The following is a 16467-nucleotide window of genomic DNA, read 5'->3' on the forward strand; positions in this document are numbered from 1 at the left end:
GTTGGGCAGCAATTCGTACTTGAAGGCTTGAAGTCGTTGCACCGCTCAATCGTATTCTTGGCCTATGCGTGATGACAACGATATTCACATGGCCGGCACTGCGTTTTTAAAGGGCGTCGGCTACGGTCGGCGCTATCCTTCCCTGCCCTGAAGGACGGGGCTTGCCGCGCCTTTTGGTCAGGGGATCGCCTCAAAGCAGCTTGCAATAGCCATAACTCACCTCTAACCAAAGCTGATCCGGAGCAGGGAGAAATCATCCTCAAAGTCCGTCCGCCCCTGAAAGGATTGGGCCTGATGGATCACCTGATCCAAACTATTGCCAGCGCCCTTGCTCAGCAGGGCTATCAAATTGTCCAGCCCCCAGAGTTCTCTCTGGGGGTTTATGACTTCGTAAACTCCATCACTGAACAGGTAGAGATGGCTGTTCTCGGGGATCCGCACCTGATCCCTTTGAAAAGTGAGGTCGGGCAAAATGCCAATGGGCAAGTTGGCAGTCTTCAGCAGGAGCGAATCCTGACCCTGGATGAGCAGGGCAGGTGGGTGGCCGGCACTGGCAAAAGAGAGCAGACGGGATCCCGGCTGATAAACCCCATACCAAAGGGTGAAGTACATCTCATGGTGGGATCCCATTTGAAAAGAGTGGTTGAGGGCGCGCAAGACCGCGTCCGGCTGGCGGGGATCGGCATCGGCCAAGCCTTGAGTGCGCAACTGGTTCATCACCGACACCGACAACAGAGCGGATCCCACCCCATGCCCCGACACATCCAGCAGATAGATGGCCAGGTGTTCCTCATCCAGCCAATGATAGTTAAACGAATCTCCCCCCAATTCCTGGGAGGGTAAAAAGCGCCACTCGAGGGTCACTTTGCAGTCGGGAAAATAGGCCGGCTCCGGCAGGAGAGAACGCACATAGCTGGCCGCCTCGGCCAATTCTGCCCGTAACCTGGCCGTTTGCTGCTGCAGGTCATAGCTGAGCTGGTGCAAGCGTAATCCGGCTCGCACACGTGCCCGCAACTCATTGGGGTCGATGGGCTTGCTTAGAAACTCATCTGCTCCGGCATCCAGGCCCTGGATGCGGTCTTCGACCTCGGTGCGGGCGGTGAGCAAAATAAAAAACGTCGTGGAAAACTTGGGATCGGCTTTGATGCGTCGGCAAACCTCCAGCCCATCCATGTCCGGCATCATCCAGTCACAGATGATCAGCCCCGGCACCAGCAGGTGGGCTTGCTCCAGCCCCTCGGAACCGTTGCTGGCCATCTCCACGGTGTAGCCCTGTCGTTCCAGGGATCGCTTCAACACCAGCCGAATCGTCGGATCGTCGTCAACAATCAAAATGGTCGTCATGACCGCTGCACCCCAATCCTGAAGTCAAAACGCATTCAAGCCCAACTCCAGCCCGATATCCCATACCGATAGGCAGATCTTTCATCCTAGCTTAGGGGTTGCAGCAGGAAAACCGGCTCGGCAAGCAGTCCACGACAAAGGGGTGAAGCCTCAGCAGCCTCATCCATCAGAGCTGAAGGTACGTATCGATTTGTGGATCCTCAAAACCGTGGTTGCACGCTACCCAAAAGCTAACCGTTTCCAGATACTGGTGGCGGGAGACAATTCGAGGCAGATTCTGGGCAGATTCTTCTTGAGAGACTTTCATTGGATACAGAGATACAGATCACACTCATCCATCCTTCGCCGACTTAGAGTGAACGTTAAGATTCAATAGCCTTTACCGCATGAGCACATCTCCCCCATCCTTATCCCCTTCCGCCGTTCAGGATTCGCGGGCGAGCTTGCCTCCGGGACCTAGCGAAGCTCACAGGGGAGAAATTCGGCTGGAGGACTTGGACGAGAAGCAATTGTTGGCCTCCCTATCGTCGGTGGTGTTAAACCCGGCAGCTTGGAGTTGCTTCAGCGTCAGTGAAACCAGCCGCCTGCTACGCCCCCTGCAAATCTGCCCTGACTTGACGGGAACTCTTGTTCTCTCCCCAGGGGCCACTGCCGAAGTGGTCTATAAGTTCCTGCTGAGCGATGGTCGGATCGGAACCATGAAGGGGCTAATCTCCATCGAAGACTTCCGCAGCGAGCGGCTGCGCTCCGTTTACGATCAGCTTCACATCGAAAAGATTATACCGGTCTTCACCGAGTCGGTTGTGGTGCAAATCATCGACCATTTGAAACCGATTTTTGCCCGTGACTTGGATGAGCTGCTTTGGCAAGAAAGTTTTTACTTTACCCCTCAAGATCTGCGCCAGCAGGAGTTCTTGTTGCGCGGCCTACGGCCCGAGGCGATCCCACGCAGCTTTCGGCCTCACCTGCAAAGGGTCTACACCCAGATTACGAAGGTGTGTCGCAGCTTGCCCAACATCGCTTTCCAACTGTGTCTGCGGGCCTACTTAGAGTACAACGAGGTCAAGAACAGGCATCTGCTGGCGCTTCTACTCAGCAAGTATTTTTACACGCTCTACCGCATTGGTGGGTTGGACGGTTGGGAAAGTGGGGATCCGGTGGAGCTGGGATCCCTGCGCTCCTCCAATCGGCAGGCTCGACTCCAGGCTCTTGCTCGCCTTCTAACCCTGGACAACGACAGCGACGCTCCCCTGGTGGGCATTGGGGGCACCGGGCCGGGGGGCAGCTATTTCAGCGGGGAACGGGAGCCTGCCGGCGTTGAGATGGTGAGCTCGGAGGAGATTGAAAAGCTGCGGCAAGATGTGGAGGTGGCCCGCGGCCAGATCGCCGAGGCCCAGCAGTTGGTAACTCAATATCAGGAGGAGAAAAAACAGGAACTGCTCACCCGCCTTCAGGATCCGGAAAAGTTTCTTCTCTTCAGCATTCATCAGTTTTTTGACACCCTCTTCGGATCCCTGCCCGGGGAGGTGAAAAGCGAGTACGGGGCAGTTTGGGTGCCGCGCACCTCCTACTTGGATGAGAAGGAGCGAGACAAGCTGACAGAGCATTTGCGCCTGATCACCAGCGAAGCTTATTTGGTCAGCGTTCCCTCTGCCGAGGCCACCCTCATCGGCTATTGGCGAGTTTTGGCGGATTCCTTCTACAACCAATGGGTTTTGAATCAGTATAAGCAATTGCAGAGCTATGGGGTGGATTTGGAGCAACAGGGCATCCAGATTCTGGAACGAGAACGGTTTCTGGATGAGGTTCAGTTGCGCTTTGCCGCCCGCCACCGAGAAATCGTCACCCAAAATGTGGAGAAGATCACCCAAATTGTGGTGGATAGCCTGGCCAAGCGGGTGGCCCTCAACACCGGCCAGCAAAGTTTTCAGGCTATGCGGGCCAAGTTGACCACCGTTTTGGATATGGACATTTCCCGCAAAGACGTGGGGGAAGTCAAGCGGCTGATCGACTACTTTACGGATGTGTTTTTGGGCAAGCGGGAGGAGCTGCGCTCCCCCTATCCGGTGGGCACGATTTTGCAAGTCAAGGCGGCCATTGAGGCTCGCCCCCCCGATAGCCGCACCCGCATCGGTCTGGAAATTTTGGGTCAGCTCTACCGCGAGTACGTTCCTCTGCTGGGATCCGCACCGAAATAGGAACGGGGGCATAGCGGGGGATCCCGTAGGCCGACAGGTTTTGGGCAGAATGGGGACTGGCGTGCTGTCTAGATGGAGATTCCCCATGCGCTACCGCCAGCTTGGCCACAGCCCTTTGCAAGTTTCCGAGATCTGCCTGGGCACCATGACCTTTGGGCAGCAGAATACTTTGTCTGAGGCTTTCGAACAGCTCGACTACGCGGTGGAGCACGGGATCAACTTCATCGATACCGCCGAGATGTATCCGGTGCCGGCGCGGGCGGAAACCCAGGGATCCACCGAGCGCTACATCGGCGAGTGGCTACAACACCAACCGCGGCATCGCCTGATCCTGGCCACCAAGATCACCGGCCCCGGTCGGCCCTGGCATTGGATTCGCGGCGGATCCCTGTCCATTACCCGCGACAACCTCAGGCAGGCGGTGGCCGGTAGCCTCAAACGCCTGAAGACCGACTACATCGACCTCTACCAGATCCACTGGCCGGATCGCTATGTGCCTCTGTTTGGGGGCGTTGCCTACGATCCCAGCCAGGAGCGGCCCACCGTTCCCATTGCCGAGCAGTTGCAGGCTCTGGCGGAATTGGTGCAAGAGGGTCTCATTCGCTACATCGGCCTGAGCAACGAAACCCCTTGGGGGGTGAGCAAGTTCTGCCAGGTGGCCGAGCAACTGGGGTTGCCCAAGGTGGTCTCGATTCAGAATGCCTACAGCCTCATCAACCGCACGTTTGAAATGGGCCTGGCGGAAGTCTGCCGCCACGAGCAGGTGGGCTTGCTGGCCTACAGCCCGCTCGGATTTGGGCTGCTGACGGGCAAATATCTGGGGGGGGTGAAGCCGCCGGGATCCCGTTTGGCCTTGTTTGAAGGCTTTGGCCAGCGGTACCGCAAGCCGAATGTGGAAGAAGCGGTGGCCGCCTATGTGCAAATTGCCCGCCGGCACGGTCTGACACCGGCCCAGTTGGCTTTGGCCTTTGTGCGCAGCCGCTGGCTTGTCACCAGCACCATCATTGGGGCCACCAGCCTGACCCAACTCAAAGAGAACCTCAGTTGCCTGGATGTGGAGCTGTCCCCGCAGATCCTGGCGGAGATCGAAGCGGTTCACCAGCGCTACCCCAATCCTGCCCCCTGAAAGGTTGGCGAAACCGGTGGCCAGACAGAACTTTTCAGAAGGTTTCCTCGTCTGGGTGTGCGGTTTGGATATCCTCTCCTACACTTCTGTCCGGCCAACTTCCAGGGCCCCTCCCAACCGAGAGTGGGGATCCAAGACTGTAAATCCCGTACCCAGAACCTGAGGTGTGAACGATGCGTGAGCTTTCCCTTTGGCAGGGCTGGAAAACCGCCGCTCTGGTGATCAGTTGCAGCAGCTTGGCCTGGCTTGGGGATCCCGCTTGGGCCCAACTTTCTGATATCAGCACCTATTGGGGTGCCCAGTACATTGCCGGGTTGAATGAACGGCAGATCATCGGCGGCTTCCCGGATGGCACCTTTCGTCCCAATGAATCCATCACCCGTGCCCAATTTGCCGTCATTGTCACCAAAGCTTTTGGCCTAGATACCAACGTTCCTGTGCGCTCCTTTGCCGATCCGATTCCCAGTTGGGCGGCTCCCTCCATCGGCGCGGCGGCAGCGGCAGGGTTTGTTTCCGGCTTTCCGGACGGCACCTTTCGCCCCAACGATGTGCTCACCCGTGCGCAGGCCATCACTGTCCTGACCCGTGCAGCCACCAACGGCAGGCTCATCGAAGATGCCGGCCAAATTGACGCGATCCTATCCGCGTTCGGCGATGCCAATTTGGTTCCCAACTTTGCCCGCGCCCCCATCGCGACAGCAGTTCAGGAAGGGCTGTTGGTGCTCTACCCCAACCCCACCCAATTGAATGCCCAGGCGGTGGCCACGCGGGGGGAAGTGGCTGCTCTTACCTACCAAGCGCTGGCCAAGGTGGGTCGAGTACCCAATTTGGATCCGCCGGTGGGGGCTGCCATTCCCGGCCCTGGGATCCGTACCGAGCTCCTTGCCCAGGTCACCCCTACGCCCGAACCCCTGGCCACGCCGGACATTCCCATTGAGCCTCTGGTGGAAACGCTGCCCGCCGCCCCAGAAGTGAGAACCTTCTTTGCCCGCGAAGAGCTGGGATCCGTAAACCCAGGGGATACCGTTACCGTGTTTTTGCTGGGATCCCCAGGGGCGCAGGGATCGTTTTCCATCCCCGGCATTGCCTACAACCTGCCACTGCAGGAAACCCGCCCAGGGCAATACGAGGGCAGCTACACCTTCCGCAGCCAAGACCGAGCCTCAGAAGCGCCTGTTTTTGCCCGCTTGGAGCGGGATGGACTGGTAACCCTGGTGCAGCTGCCGGATAAGACCATCACCATCGGGCGGGTGACCGACACCACCTTCCCCACCATCAGCGAACTGGCCCCTCCCAACGGATCCCTAACAGACAACCCTCGCCCCTCCATCTCAGCCCGTTTCCAAGATGACCAAGGAATTGACCTGAATAGCTTTACCTTGCTGGTGAACAATGTGGATGTCACCGCCCAAGCCCAGCTCACCCGCACCGGCTTCGCCTACACCCCAGCCGAGCCGCTGCCCACCGATCGACCGACCTTGATCGCCGTCCAAATTGCCGATACCAGCGGCAACACCACCATCCAGCAGTGGTCTTTCCAGGTGCAGGCCGCCCAGCCCACTGCCACACCGACCCCAACACCCGCACCAACCCCAACCCCAACACCGACAGCCACGCCCACACCGACCCCAACGCCGACTCCAGCTCTGACCCCAACGCCAACCCCAACACCGGTAGCTACGCCTACTCCCACACCCACGCCGGAAGCTACACCCACTCCCACTCCACAGCCTGGCGGGGAGCATGACTCTAGTCAATAATAAGCTCAACTATACTGAAAATAATGTATAATATGTTCAGTACGGATTACTACCAGTTGATCTTTCTGTTTACTTTCGAGTCTGCCAACATGGTAGCCAAAGCAAAGCAGAAAATTGGTAGTAAGACGACACGGAAACTGCGCTTTGGGTATTCTACTCAAAGCTTTGCGGGATACCGCCATTCTGTTTGGAAACAAACAGAATGCTATCGCTGCATAGTTGAACAGTGATGTTCAGCAGTGTTCAGCGTAAATGTATCAGCCTTCACCTTCTCCTTCTCCAGAAGGACGGTCTCCTGCAGAACCCAAGCCGGAGTCCAGCCCCGAGGCTCAGGAGAGTGAGGCTACAGAGTCTCCTAAGCCAGAATCCCCAGCCCCCCAGCCAGGGGATCCCGGCGGACCGACTCCTTCTCCTTCCCCCAGCCCCTAGGGAAAACTCGATCCAGACCCCGAACAGGCTCAATAGTGTTTTAAGAGCTTCCGATCCCTTAATACCTACTAAATCTAGTGGGCACAAGCGGGGCAGGATGTTAAGCTACTGCCAGTTGTGACCGGATGGGATCCATGAGCTCAACCTTGCAGCCGTTCCTGCATTTGTTGCAGAGGAGTTCCTTTTGGGGGGTGTTGATAGCCGGTGCCGTTACCCCGGTTGCTGCTCAGCAGTTCGAGTTCACCCCTCAGCCGGTGCCCCCCAGGGGGGATCCCGTCCCTACCTTGCCCTTGCTGAGCCCTCCGCCCTCCCCCAGCTCTGCCGCCCCACCGGCCCTACCGCCTGTACCTCAGGTGCCGCAAATGCCGCTGGATCCCACGGCTCCGGTTTTGGATCCGATCCCGGTGGTGCCCGTTCAAGCGGCCCCAGGTGGACAACTCCCCCAAGGCGAGGCCTATTCCTATCAACGTCGGCCCGACCTCAGCCCAGGTGGGGATCTCTCCGGAGCCACGCGGGGCGAGCTGCCTGCCGGCACCCGTATTCTCCTCACGGTCTACCGCCCCATCACCTTCCAGCCCTACCAGGCCATCAACGGCCACCTGGAAGTCTCCGAGCCGGTGGTGGATCGCTTTGGCCAGGTGGTGATCCCGGCAGGGAGTGTGGTGTGGGGCACTTTTGAGCCGGTTTACCGAGAACAGAAGTTTCCTGGTCGGGAGTCGGAGAGCGCCGATCCCCAAGAGCGGGTCGTCGGCAGCCGCTTTGTGGCCAACCGCCTCACCATCGGCTCTTCCACCTACTTGGTGAGAGGCCAATCTGCGCCGCTACCAGTCGGGTTGGATCGCAACGCCGATGTCGGCACAACTGTAGCCCGCGGGGCAGGCTATGGGGCAGCAGGTGGGTTGGCCTTGGGAATTCTCACGGGGGGATGGGGCTTTTTGCCGATCTTGGCCGGCAGCTTGGCCGGCGCTGCGGCAGGCAGTACCAATATTGACCGGGTGGTGACGCTGCAGCCCAATACGTTGGTGGAGCTGGAACTGACCGATAGCCTGATCATCCAATAACTGGTCAACGCTCTCTTGCGCTGGGGCAGGTCAGTAGAGTAGAAGAGAGCACCCTCAATTGCTTCCATGGCCTTCTGGATCTACGTTGTGCCCCCGCTGGCCGGGCTGGTGATCGGCTATTTCACCAACGACATTGCCATCAAAATGCTGTTCCGGCCCTACCGCCCCTATCGGGTTTTCGGCTGGCGCATCCCCTTTACCCCCGGCCTGATCCCGCAGAACCAACCCCGTCTGGCCAAGCAGATCGCCAAGACCATCATGGGATCCCTGCTCACGCCGGAGGAACTGCACAATCTGGCCCGCAAGCTGCTGCAAACCGAGCGCATGCAAGCAGGGATCCGCTGGCTGCTGGGGGTAGCCCTGGATCGGCTGCAAAACCCTGAGCAACAGCAGCAAACTGCTCAGGTGTTGGCGCGCATTTTAGCCGACCTGTTTAACGAGTCGTTGCCCCGCCTGGTGAAGGTGCTTGCCCGCCAAGAAACCTTTTTGGAAGGGCCCATTAACCAACTGTTCGACCAAGTGTTGCTGGAGCTGCGCCTCAGCAGCGAGCAGGCCAAGCAGCTCTCGGAGTGGATCCTGAAGCAGGCGCTGCCCCCAAAGGTGTTGCGGCAGAACTTGGTGGACTTTCTCACCGATCGCAACATCGAATCCCTTGACGAGGAGTTTCGTGAACGAGCGACCGGCTCCTACTGGGTGGTGGCCAACTTGTTCGGCCTGAAAAATGCCCTGCTGCGCCTGCGCACCTATTGTCTAGAAGAGCCGGAAGGGGCAGAAGCCATCTTGGAAGATCTGCTCAAAGACATCAACGCCTCCCGCCGCCTGACCGAGATCCTGCAGAACCTCTCGCTGCAAAACCTGCCGGTTTCCGCCGTGCGTCAGTTGCGCCGTGCCCTCCGCGACGGGATCCAAGATTACCTGCGCAGCCAAGGGCCAGAGGTTATCAAAGGGCTGGGGGAGACCATCGATTGGGAAAAAGTGGCCAGCCTGGTGTTGGGACGCCTGCGCAACTCCAAGGCGTTGATCACCTCCATCGATCAGATCAGCGCCGACCTGGCTTTGGTCTTGGAGCGCTACCTAGAACGGGATCTCGAATCCCTGATGATGCAGGTGATCCCGGTGTTGAACCTGGATCAGGTCATTGCCGATAAAGTCAACGCCACCTCCCCTGCCGACCTGGAGCAGGCCATCCAGCAGATCGTGCGCCAAGAACTCCAGGCCATCGTCAACTTAGGCGGCCTCCTCGGCTTTTTGGTGGGCTGTGTGCAGGTGCTGTTCTTGCTGGGCTGACGAGTTTGGGTTGGGCTTTGACTTTGGCTATGATATGAGAATGCGATTAACAATTCTCCACACTTCGGATCTCCATGCCAATCTACATCCCTGGAACTACTTCACTGGGATCCCTGCGGAGCACGGTCTAGCCAAGCTGGCCACCCTCATCAAGCGCGTGCGAGCAGCCAGTGAGGATCCCGTCCTGCTCATCGACAGCGGCGACACCATTCAGGGATCCCCTTTAGGCAGCTACTATGCGCAAGTGGAGCGCGTCTCCCCTCACCCCTTGGCTCATGCTCTCAACGCCTTGGGCTACGACGCCTTTACCCCCGGCAACCACGACTTTAACTTTGGGCTGCAAGTTCTCCAGGATTTTATCGGCGATCTCCGCTGTCCGGTGCTCTGCGCCAACATCCTCCGCCAGAATGGGGATCCCCTCTTCCAGCCCTACCTGATCCGGGAATTGGCCGGGGTTCGCGTTGGCTTGCTAGGGCTGACCACCCCCCGCATCGACACCTGGGAGCGACCCGACTACATTGCGGGGCTGCGCTTTGCCCCCTTGTTGGAGACCGCCCGACACTACCTATCGCTGCTGCGACCTCAGGTGGATGTTTTGATCTTGATCCTGCACAGCGGCCCCAACCAATTGCCCCCCCTGCGCACCCCTGAGCATTGGCACAACCCGGATCGCTCCGGCTGGTGCAGCAACAAAAGCCTGGCAGGGGAAAACGAACTGTTGGCCCTGGCCGAACTGGACGGCATTGACGTCATCCTCTCCGGCCATACCCACCAGACCATCGCCGGTCTGGGGGGATCCCAAGCTCTAGTGGTGCAGCCCGGCTATTGGGGCAGCCACCTCTCCCAGGTATCCCTGGAGCTGGAGCGCCAGGGCAGCCGCTGGCAAATCATCAGCAAAAGCGCACAGCTCCTCTCCGCCGAAGGGATCCCTCCCGATCCCGAACTCTTGGCCTTGACAGAGCCCTATCATCAAGCCACCCTGCGCTACATCCGTCAGCCCATTGGCCAAGCCCGTTCTGCCTATAGCGGCGGTCTGGCAGCCCGTCTGGGGGCCAACCCTCTGGCAGAGCTGCTCCATCAGGCCCAATTGCAAGCAGTGCGGGAGGCAGGATTCCCCGCAGAGCTCTCCCTGGTCAACATCTGCAGCAGCGCCGGCCTGTCAGCAGGCCCTATCTCCCTGCAAGATGCCTACAGCCTCACCGTCTACGACAACACCCTCTGCGTTTTGGAGATCACTGGAGATATTCTGCGGCGCGCCCTGGAACAGACTGCCGGCTATTTTCGCCAGTTGGATCCCAATCACCTTCCCGCCGATCCTGCTGCCGTCGTGGCCCCCGAAGCCCGCGGCTACACCTTCGACCTCTACCACGGCATCGACTACTGCTTCGATCTCACCCGCCCCGTAGGAAAGCGCCTGGTGACCTTACAATTCCGCGGACAGCCGGTGGAACCAGCACAGACCTTTCGCCTGGCCATTAACCACTACCGAGCCGGCGGCGGCGGCGGTTACAGCATGTTCCAAGAAGCCCAAACCCTGTGGATCTCAGCCGATAGCATCCGCGACTTTCTGGTCTACTATATTCACACCCACTCCCCCATTCAACCCATCTACAGCCCCAACTGGCGCCTAATCCCCGACTTGGCCAAGATCTACTTCCCCGATTGCCTGGGCCGGCCACGGGAACATCTGCTGGTCGGCTAGGAAAGAAAAGATATTGACTTCAACTGGCTGAAAGAGAACCCGGTAGAATACGATCAACACAGAGCCTGGTTTGGCTGAGTGCAGCGGCGGTTTTGAAACTGCCAAACTGGGGATATCCGAGTCACTGCTCATTGCTAACACTTGCCGACATCGCCCATGACTGCCGAAGAGAAGCAACCGATGGCCCCAGAAGATACCTATCCTGAACTACAGGAAGAAGAGATCGACGTAGAGGCAGAGCTGGAGAAGCTGATTTTGGAAGATAGCGAAGCAGAAGCCGGTACCTCCTCCGGAGAAACCGCAGCTGAGCCTTCTCCAGATCCCGGTGAAGCTCTCAAGCAGCTCCAGCACGAGTTGGAAGTTGTCCGCCAGCAACTCAAAGAGAAAGAAGACGCCTACCTGCGCCTCTACGCCGATTTTGAAAACTACCGGCGGCGTACCCAGCGGGAAAAAGAAGAGTTCAGCCAAAAAGAACGGCAGAAATTTGTGCTGGAGATCTTGCCTGTTGTGGACAGCTTTGAGCGGGCTCAGCAGCAGCTGAAGCTGGAAACCGACCGCGAGCGGGAGTTGCACAACAGCTACCAGAGCGTCTACCGCCTGCTAGTGGAATGCCTGAAGAAGATGGGCGTCTCCCGCATGAAATCGGTGGGCCAGCCCTTCGACCCCAACCTGCACGAAGCCATAGCCCGTCAGCCCAGCCCAGACTATCCCGAGGATGTGGTAGCCATCGAATATCAGCCAGGTTACAAGCTGGGGGACTTGGTGATCCGTCATGCCATGGTGGCCGTCTCGGCAGGCAACCCCAGCGCTGAACCTTCCCCCTCTGCCCAGGCCACCAGCGAACCCGGCCCGGAGAGCACTCCTGCCTCTCCCCAAAACCCCCAACCTTCCTAGCCGAACTTGCTCACTTGAACCTTGACAAACAGAGCCAGAGCAGTCTCAGAAACGCTACAGTAAAGCTACGGAGACGAAAGCAACGTCTGAAGGTTTCTGCGGGATTCTGGGCAGAATGCTTTTAAGATCCGTGGAATCGCGTTCTTGGGTTGAGACTTGGCGCACGGGGAGAGGGGGCTATGGGTAAAGTCATCGGGATTGACCTGGGAACCACCAACAGTTGCGTGGCGGTTTTGGAAGGTGGTCAGCCCGTTGTGATCACCAACGCCGAGGGAGGGCGCACCACCCCCAGCATTGTCGGCTTTGCCAAGAACAACACCCGCTTGGTGGGCCAACTGGCCAAGCGCCAGGCGGTTACCAATGCCGAAAACACCATCTTCAGCATCAAACGCTTCATTGGCCGCACCTTTGCCGAGACCGAAGATGAGCGGAGGCGGGTTCCCTACAAAGTCATCCCCGGTCGAGACAACATGGTGGAAGTGGCGGTGCAAGATCGCGCCTACACTCCGCAGGAGATCTCCGCCATGATCCTGCAAAAGCTGAAGGCCGATGCGGAGGCCTATCTGGGGGAGCCGGTGACCCAAGCCGTGATCACCGTTCCCGCCTATTTTACCGATGCCCAGCGGCAGGCCACCAAAGATGCGGGCACCATTGCCGGCCTGGAGGTGCTGCGCATCATCAACGAGCCGACAGCAGCCGCCCTGGCCTATGGCCTAGACAAACAAGATCAAGACCTACGCATTCTGGTTTTCGACCTGGGTGGTGGCACCTTCGACGTCTCGGTGCTGCAACTGGGCAGCGGGGTGTTCGAGGTGCAGGCGACCGCCGGCAACAACCACCTAGGGGGGGATGACTTCGACCAAAGAATTGTCGATTGGCTCACCCGTCAGTTTTTGGAGACGGAAGGGATCGACCTCTCGCGGGATCGCATGGCCCTGCAGCGGATGCGGGAGGCTGCCGAGAAGGCCAAAATTGAGCTGTCCAGCACCCAGGTTACACTCATTAACCTGCCTTTTATCACCGCCGACGATTCGGGGCCCAAGCACCTGGAAGTGGAGCTGACCCGCGGCAAGTTTGAGGAGTTGGTGCGGGATCTGGTGGAGGCCACCGTGGAGCCTACAGAACAGGCGCTGCGGGATGCTGGCCTCTCCCCTGCAGACATCGACCGCGTGCTGCTGGTGGGCGGCTCTACTCGTATTCCCGCTGTCCAGGAGAAAATTCGGCAAATCTTCAAAAAAAACCCAGATCGCTCCGTCAATCCCGACGAGGCGGTGGCCCTTGGCGCTGCCATCCAGGCAGGCGTGGTGGGTGGAGAAGTGAAAGATCTACTGCTGCTGGACGTGATCCCTCTCTCGATTGGGGTGGAAACGCTGGGGGGAGTCTTCACCCGCATCATCGAGCGCAACACCACCATTCCCACCAGTAAAACCCAGATTTTCTCCACTGCCACCGATGGCCAGAGTGTGGTGGAGATTCACGTCCTGCAGGGAGAGCGGGCCATGGCCAAAGACAACAAGACCTTGGGCCGCTTTCAACTGACCGGGATCCCGCCGGCTCCCCGTGGGGTGCCCCAGATCGAGGTTTCTTTTGACATCGATGCCAACGGGATCTTGAAAGTCTCGGCTCGGGAAAAGGGGACAGGAATCGAGCAGAGCGTCAAGATCACCAATAACGGTGGCCTGAGCAGCAGCGAGATCGAGCGAATGCGTCGGGAAGCGGAGGCCTATGCCGAAGAAGATCAGCGCCGGCGGCAGTTGGTGGAAGCCCGCAACCAGTCAGATAGCCTGCTCTACAACTACGACAAAACCCTGCAGGAGCATGGCAATCGCCTCAGCGAAGCTCGAATCCAGCGGGGGGCTCAAGTGGCGGGCACATTGAGGGCATTGCTGGCAAATGATAACGTAGACTTAGCAACTTTACGGAACGCAATGGAAGAACTGCGGGCTGTCCTGCTGGAGATGGGTAGCGAGATCTATGGAGCTCGCTGAGGATTCTAGGCAACTGCTTGCTCTCCCCCAGCTCCGGTGCCTTGTAGGTCTGCTTCGGTTGTGCTGCCTGACAAGTTGCATCTCAAGTGTGTCTGATGTTTTGATCTTTAACCTCTTCTGAAGCGCTTCTATGGCTCGCGACTACTATGAAATCTTGGGGGTTAGCCGCGATAGCTCCAAAGAGGAGATCAAGCGCGCCTATCGACGGTTGGCTCGTAAGTACCACCCGGATGTCAACAAGGAGCCAGGCGCCGAGGAGCGCTTCAAAGAGATCAACCGTGCCTATGAGGTGCTCTCTGATAATGAGCTAAAAGCTCGCTACGATCGCTTTGGAGAGGCGGGTTTGAGTGGAGCTGCCGCGGCAGCAAGTGGATTCCAGGATTTTGCGGGGATGGGTGGCTTTGCCGACATTTTCGAGAGCTTTTTCACCAACTTTGCAGGGGCAGGAGCCAGCTATGCCCGCAGTCGCCAGGGGCCGGTACGGGGCGATGATCTGCGCTTTGACCTAAAACTGGAGTTTCTGGAAGCCATCTTCGGCGGCGAAAAGCAGATTCGCATCAGCCACTTGGAAGTCTGCAACGTCTGTGGAGGCAGCGGGGCTAAGCCCGGTACGGAGGTGAAAACTTGCCCCACCTGCGGGGGCAGTGGTCAGGTGCGGCGGGCAACCCGCACGCCGTTTGGCAACTTTACCCAGGTCTCGGTTTGTCCCACCTGTGGTGGCAGCGGTCAGGTGTTGGAAGAGCCCTGCTACAACTGCAACGGCGAGGGCTTGGCCCAAACCACGAAGAAACTGCGCATCAACATCCCAGCCGGTGTAGACAGTGGCACCCGTTTGCGGGTTTCTGGGGAAGGCGATGCCGGTCGACGCGGTGGCCCGCCCGGGGATCTCTACGTCTACCTATTCGTGGAGCCGGATCCCGACTTCCAGCGAGATGGCCTGACCATTCTCTCGGAGGTGCGGGTGAGCTATTTGCAGGCCATCTTGGGGGCCAAGGTCTCTGTGCCCACCGTGGACTCGAAAGCCGGCCTGGAGGAGGAGGTGGAGCTGACCATCCCAGCCGGATCCCAGCCGGGTACAGTGCTGACCTTGGAGGGCAAGGGGGTACCTCGCATTGGCAACCCGATGTCTCGGGGCGACCACCAAATCACCTTGGTGGTGGAGATCCCCACCCGCATCAGCTCAGAAGAGCGGGAATTGCTCATGCGCCTGGCTGAGCTGCACGGAGAACGCATCAACAAGCGGGATGGTTTCTTGGGCGGGTTGTTGCGGGGGCTGGCCCAGATGCCTGGCAACCGGGAGCGTGAGGAAGAATGACTGCAGAGGCTGTTTCGTCGGAAGAGGTCAAGTTTATCCTTGACCAGCGCGGGATCCCTTGCCCACTTAACTACGTGCGGGCGAAGCTGCGCCTGGAGCGCATGGCTCCTGGAGAACTGCTGGAGCTATGGCTGGATGCGGGAGAACCCCTGGAGCAGGTGCCCAACAGTCTAGCCATGGCCGGGCATCGGATTGAGGGACAGGCAGCTTCCCCCGAAGGCCATTACATTCTCTGGGTGCGTCGCGGCACGCCTGCGTCGCCATGAGCCCGGTGAAACCAGAAGGAAAGGGGGATCCGGGATCCAGTTGTACCGGCTGGGTGCGAGCAGCGCAGGCCAACTTTTATCGCGTGCGGATCGATCCGAGTTTGGCTGCCCTCTTTCCCGAGATCCCGGCTCGGTTTCCGGTTGAAAAGCCCACGCCGGCAGAGATTCTCTGTACCAGTCGGGCCAAGCTGAAAAAAATGGGTCAGCAGGTGATGGTGGGGGACTGGGTGGAGGTGCGCTTGCCGCCTGCTGCCGCCGACCTCTGGCCGGAGCGGGGGGTGATCGAGGCGATCCTGCCGCGGCGCACTCAGCTGCCTCGACCCGCTATTGCCAACGCGACCCAAGTTCTGGTGGTGGTGGCCCTGGCCGAGCCCGACCCTGAGCCCAACGCCCTCAGTCGTCTGCTGGTGCAAGCCGAGGCCAGCCAACTGCGGGTTCAGGTGGTGTTGAACAAATGCGACTGCGTGGATCCAGAAGTGGCGACAACTTGGGTGGAGCGTCTGCAGAGGTGGGGATATGAGCCTCTGTTGGTCAGTGCTCACACCCAAGCTGGGATCCCCCAGTTGCAACAGTGCTGTCGAGATCAGATCTCGGTGGTGATGGGCCCTTCCGGGGTGGGCAAATCCAGCTTGCTCAATCGGCTGCTGCCGGACGTTCGGCTGGCTACTCAGGCCGTCTCCAGACGTTTGGGCCATGGTCGGCACACCACCCGCCATGTGGAGCTGTTTCCTTTGCCGGAAGGCGGTTGGATCGCCGATTCGCCGGGATTCAATGCTGGCGAAGGGATCCCGCCGGTGCATCCTTTGCAGTTGATACGGTGCTTCCCCGAAGTAAGGGATCGCTTGGGCGCCTGTCAGTTTCGCGATTGCCTGCACCATCGAGAGCCGGGCTGCGGGCTCCGAGATCTGGATTGGGAACGACGGACTTTTTACTTGCAGCTTTTGCAAGAAGTCCAGCAGGTGCAAAAGGCATCGGTGGGCCTTATCCAGCCTGGCCAAGATCCCAGTCTCGCCAGAATTGCGCGAAAGACCCCAATCTGAGGACTATAGTCATTCCAAACTAGATTGAGACACTCCTCAAGCATTCCGTGCAGCTTC

At 59.0% G+C, this 16467-nt stretch carries 12 protein-coding genes; 11 read left to right on the top strand and 1 reads right to left on the bottom strand.

Features of this window, described 5'->3' with window-relative positions:
* Positions 1-222 precede the first annotated feature (222 nt).
* A complete protein-coding gene (locus ACVW0B_RS09045) occupies positions 223-1344 on the bottom strand; it encodes a PP2C family protein-serine/threonine phosphatase (protein WP_414343642.1) in 1122 nt (373 codons plus the stop codon).
* 443 nt (positions 1345-1787) lie between these two features.
* On the opposite strand from ACVW0B_RS09045, the gene ACVW0B_RS09050 reads away from it, so the two are divergent.
* From ACVW0B_RS09050 to rsgA, 11 genes are all read left to right on the top strand, one after another.
* A complete protein-coding gene (locus ACVW0B_RS09050; protein ID WP_457491494.1) occupies positions 1788-3542 on the top strand; it encodes a hypothetical protein in 1755 nt (584 codons plus the stop codon).
* A gap of 85 nt (positions 3543-3627) precedes the next feature.
* Positions 3628-4668, top strand: coding sequence for an NADP(H)-dependent aldo-keto reductase (locus ACVW0B_RS09055; protein WP_457395715.1), 1041 nt, complete (start codon positions 3628-3630; stop codon positions 4666-4668).
* Between the two features lie 173 nt (positions 4669-4841).
* On the top strand, positions 4842-6428 hold the full coding sequence (locus ACVW0B_RS09060) for an S-layer homology domain-containing protein (RefSeq protein WP_457491495.1): 1587 nt from the start codon (positions 4842-4844) through the stop codon (positions 6426-6428).
* A gap of 563 nt (positions 6429-6991) precedes the next feature.
* Complete coding sequence (locus tag ACVW0B_RS09065; protein WP_457491496.1) at positions 6992-7918, top strand: hypothetical protein; 927 nt, start codon at positions 6992-6994, stop codon at positions 7916-7918.
* A 66-nt stretch (positions 7919-7984) separates the two neighbouring features.
* The gene (locus ACVW0B_RS09070) at positions 7985-9205 is read left to right on the top strand and encodes a DUF445 domain-containing protein (RefSeq protein ID WP_011434466.1); all 1221 of its coding nucleotides are present in this window, start codon (positions 7985-7987) and stop codon (positions 9203-9205) included.
* A gap of 40 nt (positions 9206-9245) precedes the next feature.
* Positions 9246-10907: a bifunctional metallophosphatase/5'-nucleotidase gene (locus ACVW0B_RS09075; RefSeq protein WP_414374086.1), complete on the top strand. Its 1662-nt coding sequence runs from the start codon at positions 9246-9248 to the stop codon at positions 10905-10907.
* Positions 10908-11063: 156 nt separating this feature from the next.
* On the top strand, positions 11064-11801 hold the full coding sequence (gene grpE / locus ACVW0B_RS09080; RefSeq protein WP_457491497.1) for a nucleotide exchange factor GrpE: 738 nt from the start codon (positions 11064-11066) through the stop codon (positions 11799-11801).
* Positions 11802-11980: 179 nt separating this feature from the next.
* Positions 11981-13789: a molecular chaperone DnaK gene (dnaK, locus tag ACVW0B_RS09085; RefSeq protein ID WP_457491498.1), complete on the top strand. Its 1809-nt coding sequence runs from the start codon at positions 11981-11983 to the stop codon at positions 13787-13789.
* 130 nt (positions 13790-13919) lie between these two features.
* Entirely contained in the window at positions 13920-15104 is a 1185-nt protein-coding gene (dnaJ, locus tag ACVW0B_RS09090; protein ID WP_011434470.1) for a molecular chaperone DnaJ, read from the top strand.
* On the top strand, positions 15101-15370 hold the full coding sequence (locus ACVW0B_RS09095; RefSeq protein ID WP_414329168.1) for a sulfurtransferase TusA family protein: 270 nt from the start codon (positions 15101-15103) through the stop codon (positions 15368-15370). The genes dnaJ and ACVW0B_RS09095 overlap by 4 nt, the downstream gene beginning before the upstream one ends.
* Positions 15367-16410, top strand: a complete 1044-nt coding sequence (gene rsgA / locus ACVW0B_RS09100; RefSeq protein WP_414398405.1) for a ribosome small subunit-dependent GTPase A — start codon at positions 15367-15369, stop codon at positions 16408-16410. Before ACVW0B_RS09095 ends, rsgA begins: the two co-directional genes overlap by 4 nt.
* The last annotated feature ends 57 nt before the right edge of the window (positions 16411-16467 follow it).

The organism is Thermostichus sp. MS-CIW-23 (genome assembly GCF_054059455.1).

Coding starts and splice junctions, on each gene's coding strand:
- ACVW0B_RS09045 (WP_414343642.1), bottom strand. CDS start 1,344: ATGACGACCATTTTGATTGTTGACGACGATCCGACGATTCGGCTGGTG.
- ACVW0B_RS09055 (WP_457395715.1), top strand. CDS start 3,628: ATGCGCTACCGCCAGCTTGGCCACAGCCCTTTGCAAGTTTCCGAGATC.
- ACVW0B_RS09060 (WP_457491495.1), top strand. CDS start 4,842: ATGCGTGAGCTTTCCCTTTGGCAGGGCTGGAAAACCGCCGCTCTGGTG.
- ACVW0B_RS09065 (WP_457491496.1), top strand. CDS start 6,992: ATGAGCTCAACCTTGCAGCCGTTCCTGCATTTGTTGCAGAGGAGTTCC.
- ACVW0B_RS09070 (WP_011434466.1), top strand. CDS start 7,985: ATGGCCTTCTGGATCTACGTTGTGCCCCCGCTGGCCGGGCTGGTGATC.
- ACVW0B_RS09075 (WP_414374086.1), top strand. CDS start 9,246: ATGCGATTAACAATTCTCCACACTTCGGATCTCCATGCCAATCTACAT.
- grpE (WP_457491497.1), top strand. CDS start 11,064: ATGACTGCCGAAGAGAAGCAACCGATGGCCCCAGAAGATACCTATCCT.
- dnaK (WP_457491498.1), top strand. CDS start 11,981: ATGGGTAAAGTCATCGGGATTGACCTGGGAACCACCAACAGTTGCGTG.
- dnaJ (WP_011434470.1), top strand. CDS start 13,920: ATGGCTCGCGACTACTATGAAATCTTGGGGGTTAGCCGCGATAGCTCC.
- ACVW0B_RS09095 (WP_414329168.1), top strand. CDS start 15,101: ATGACTGCAGAGGCTGTTTCGTCGGAAGAGGTCAAGTTTATCCTTGAC.
- rsgA (WP_414398405.1), top strand. CDS start 15,367: ATGAGCCCGGTGAAACCAGAAGGAAAGGGGGATCCGGGATCCAGTTGT.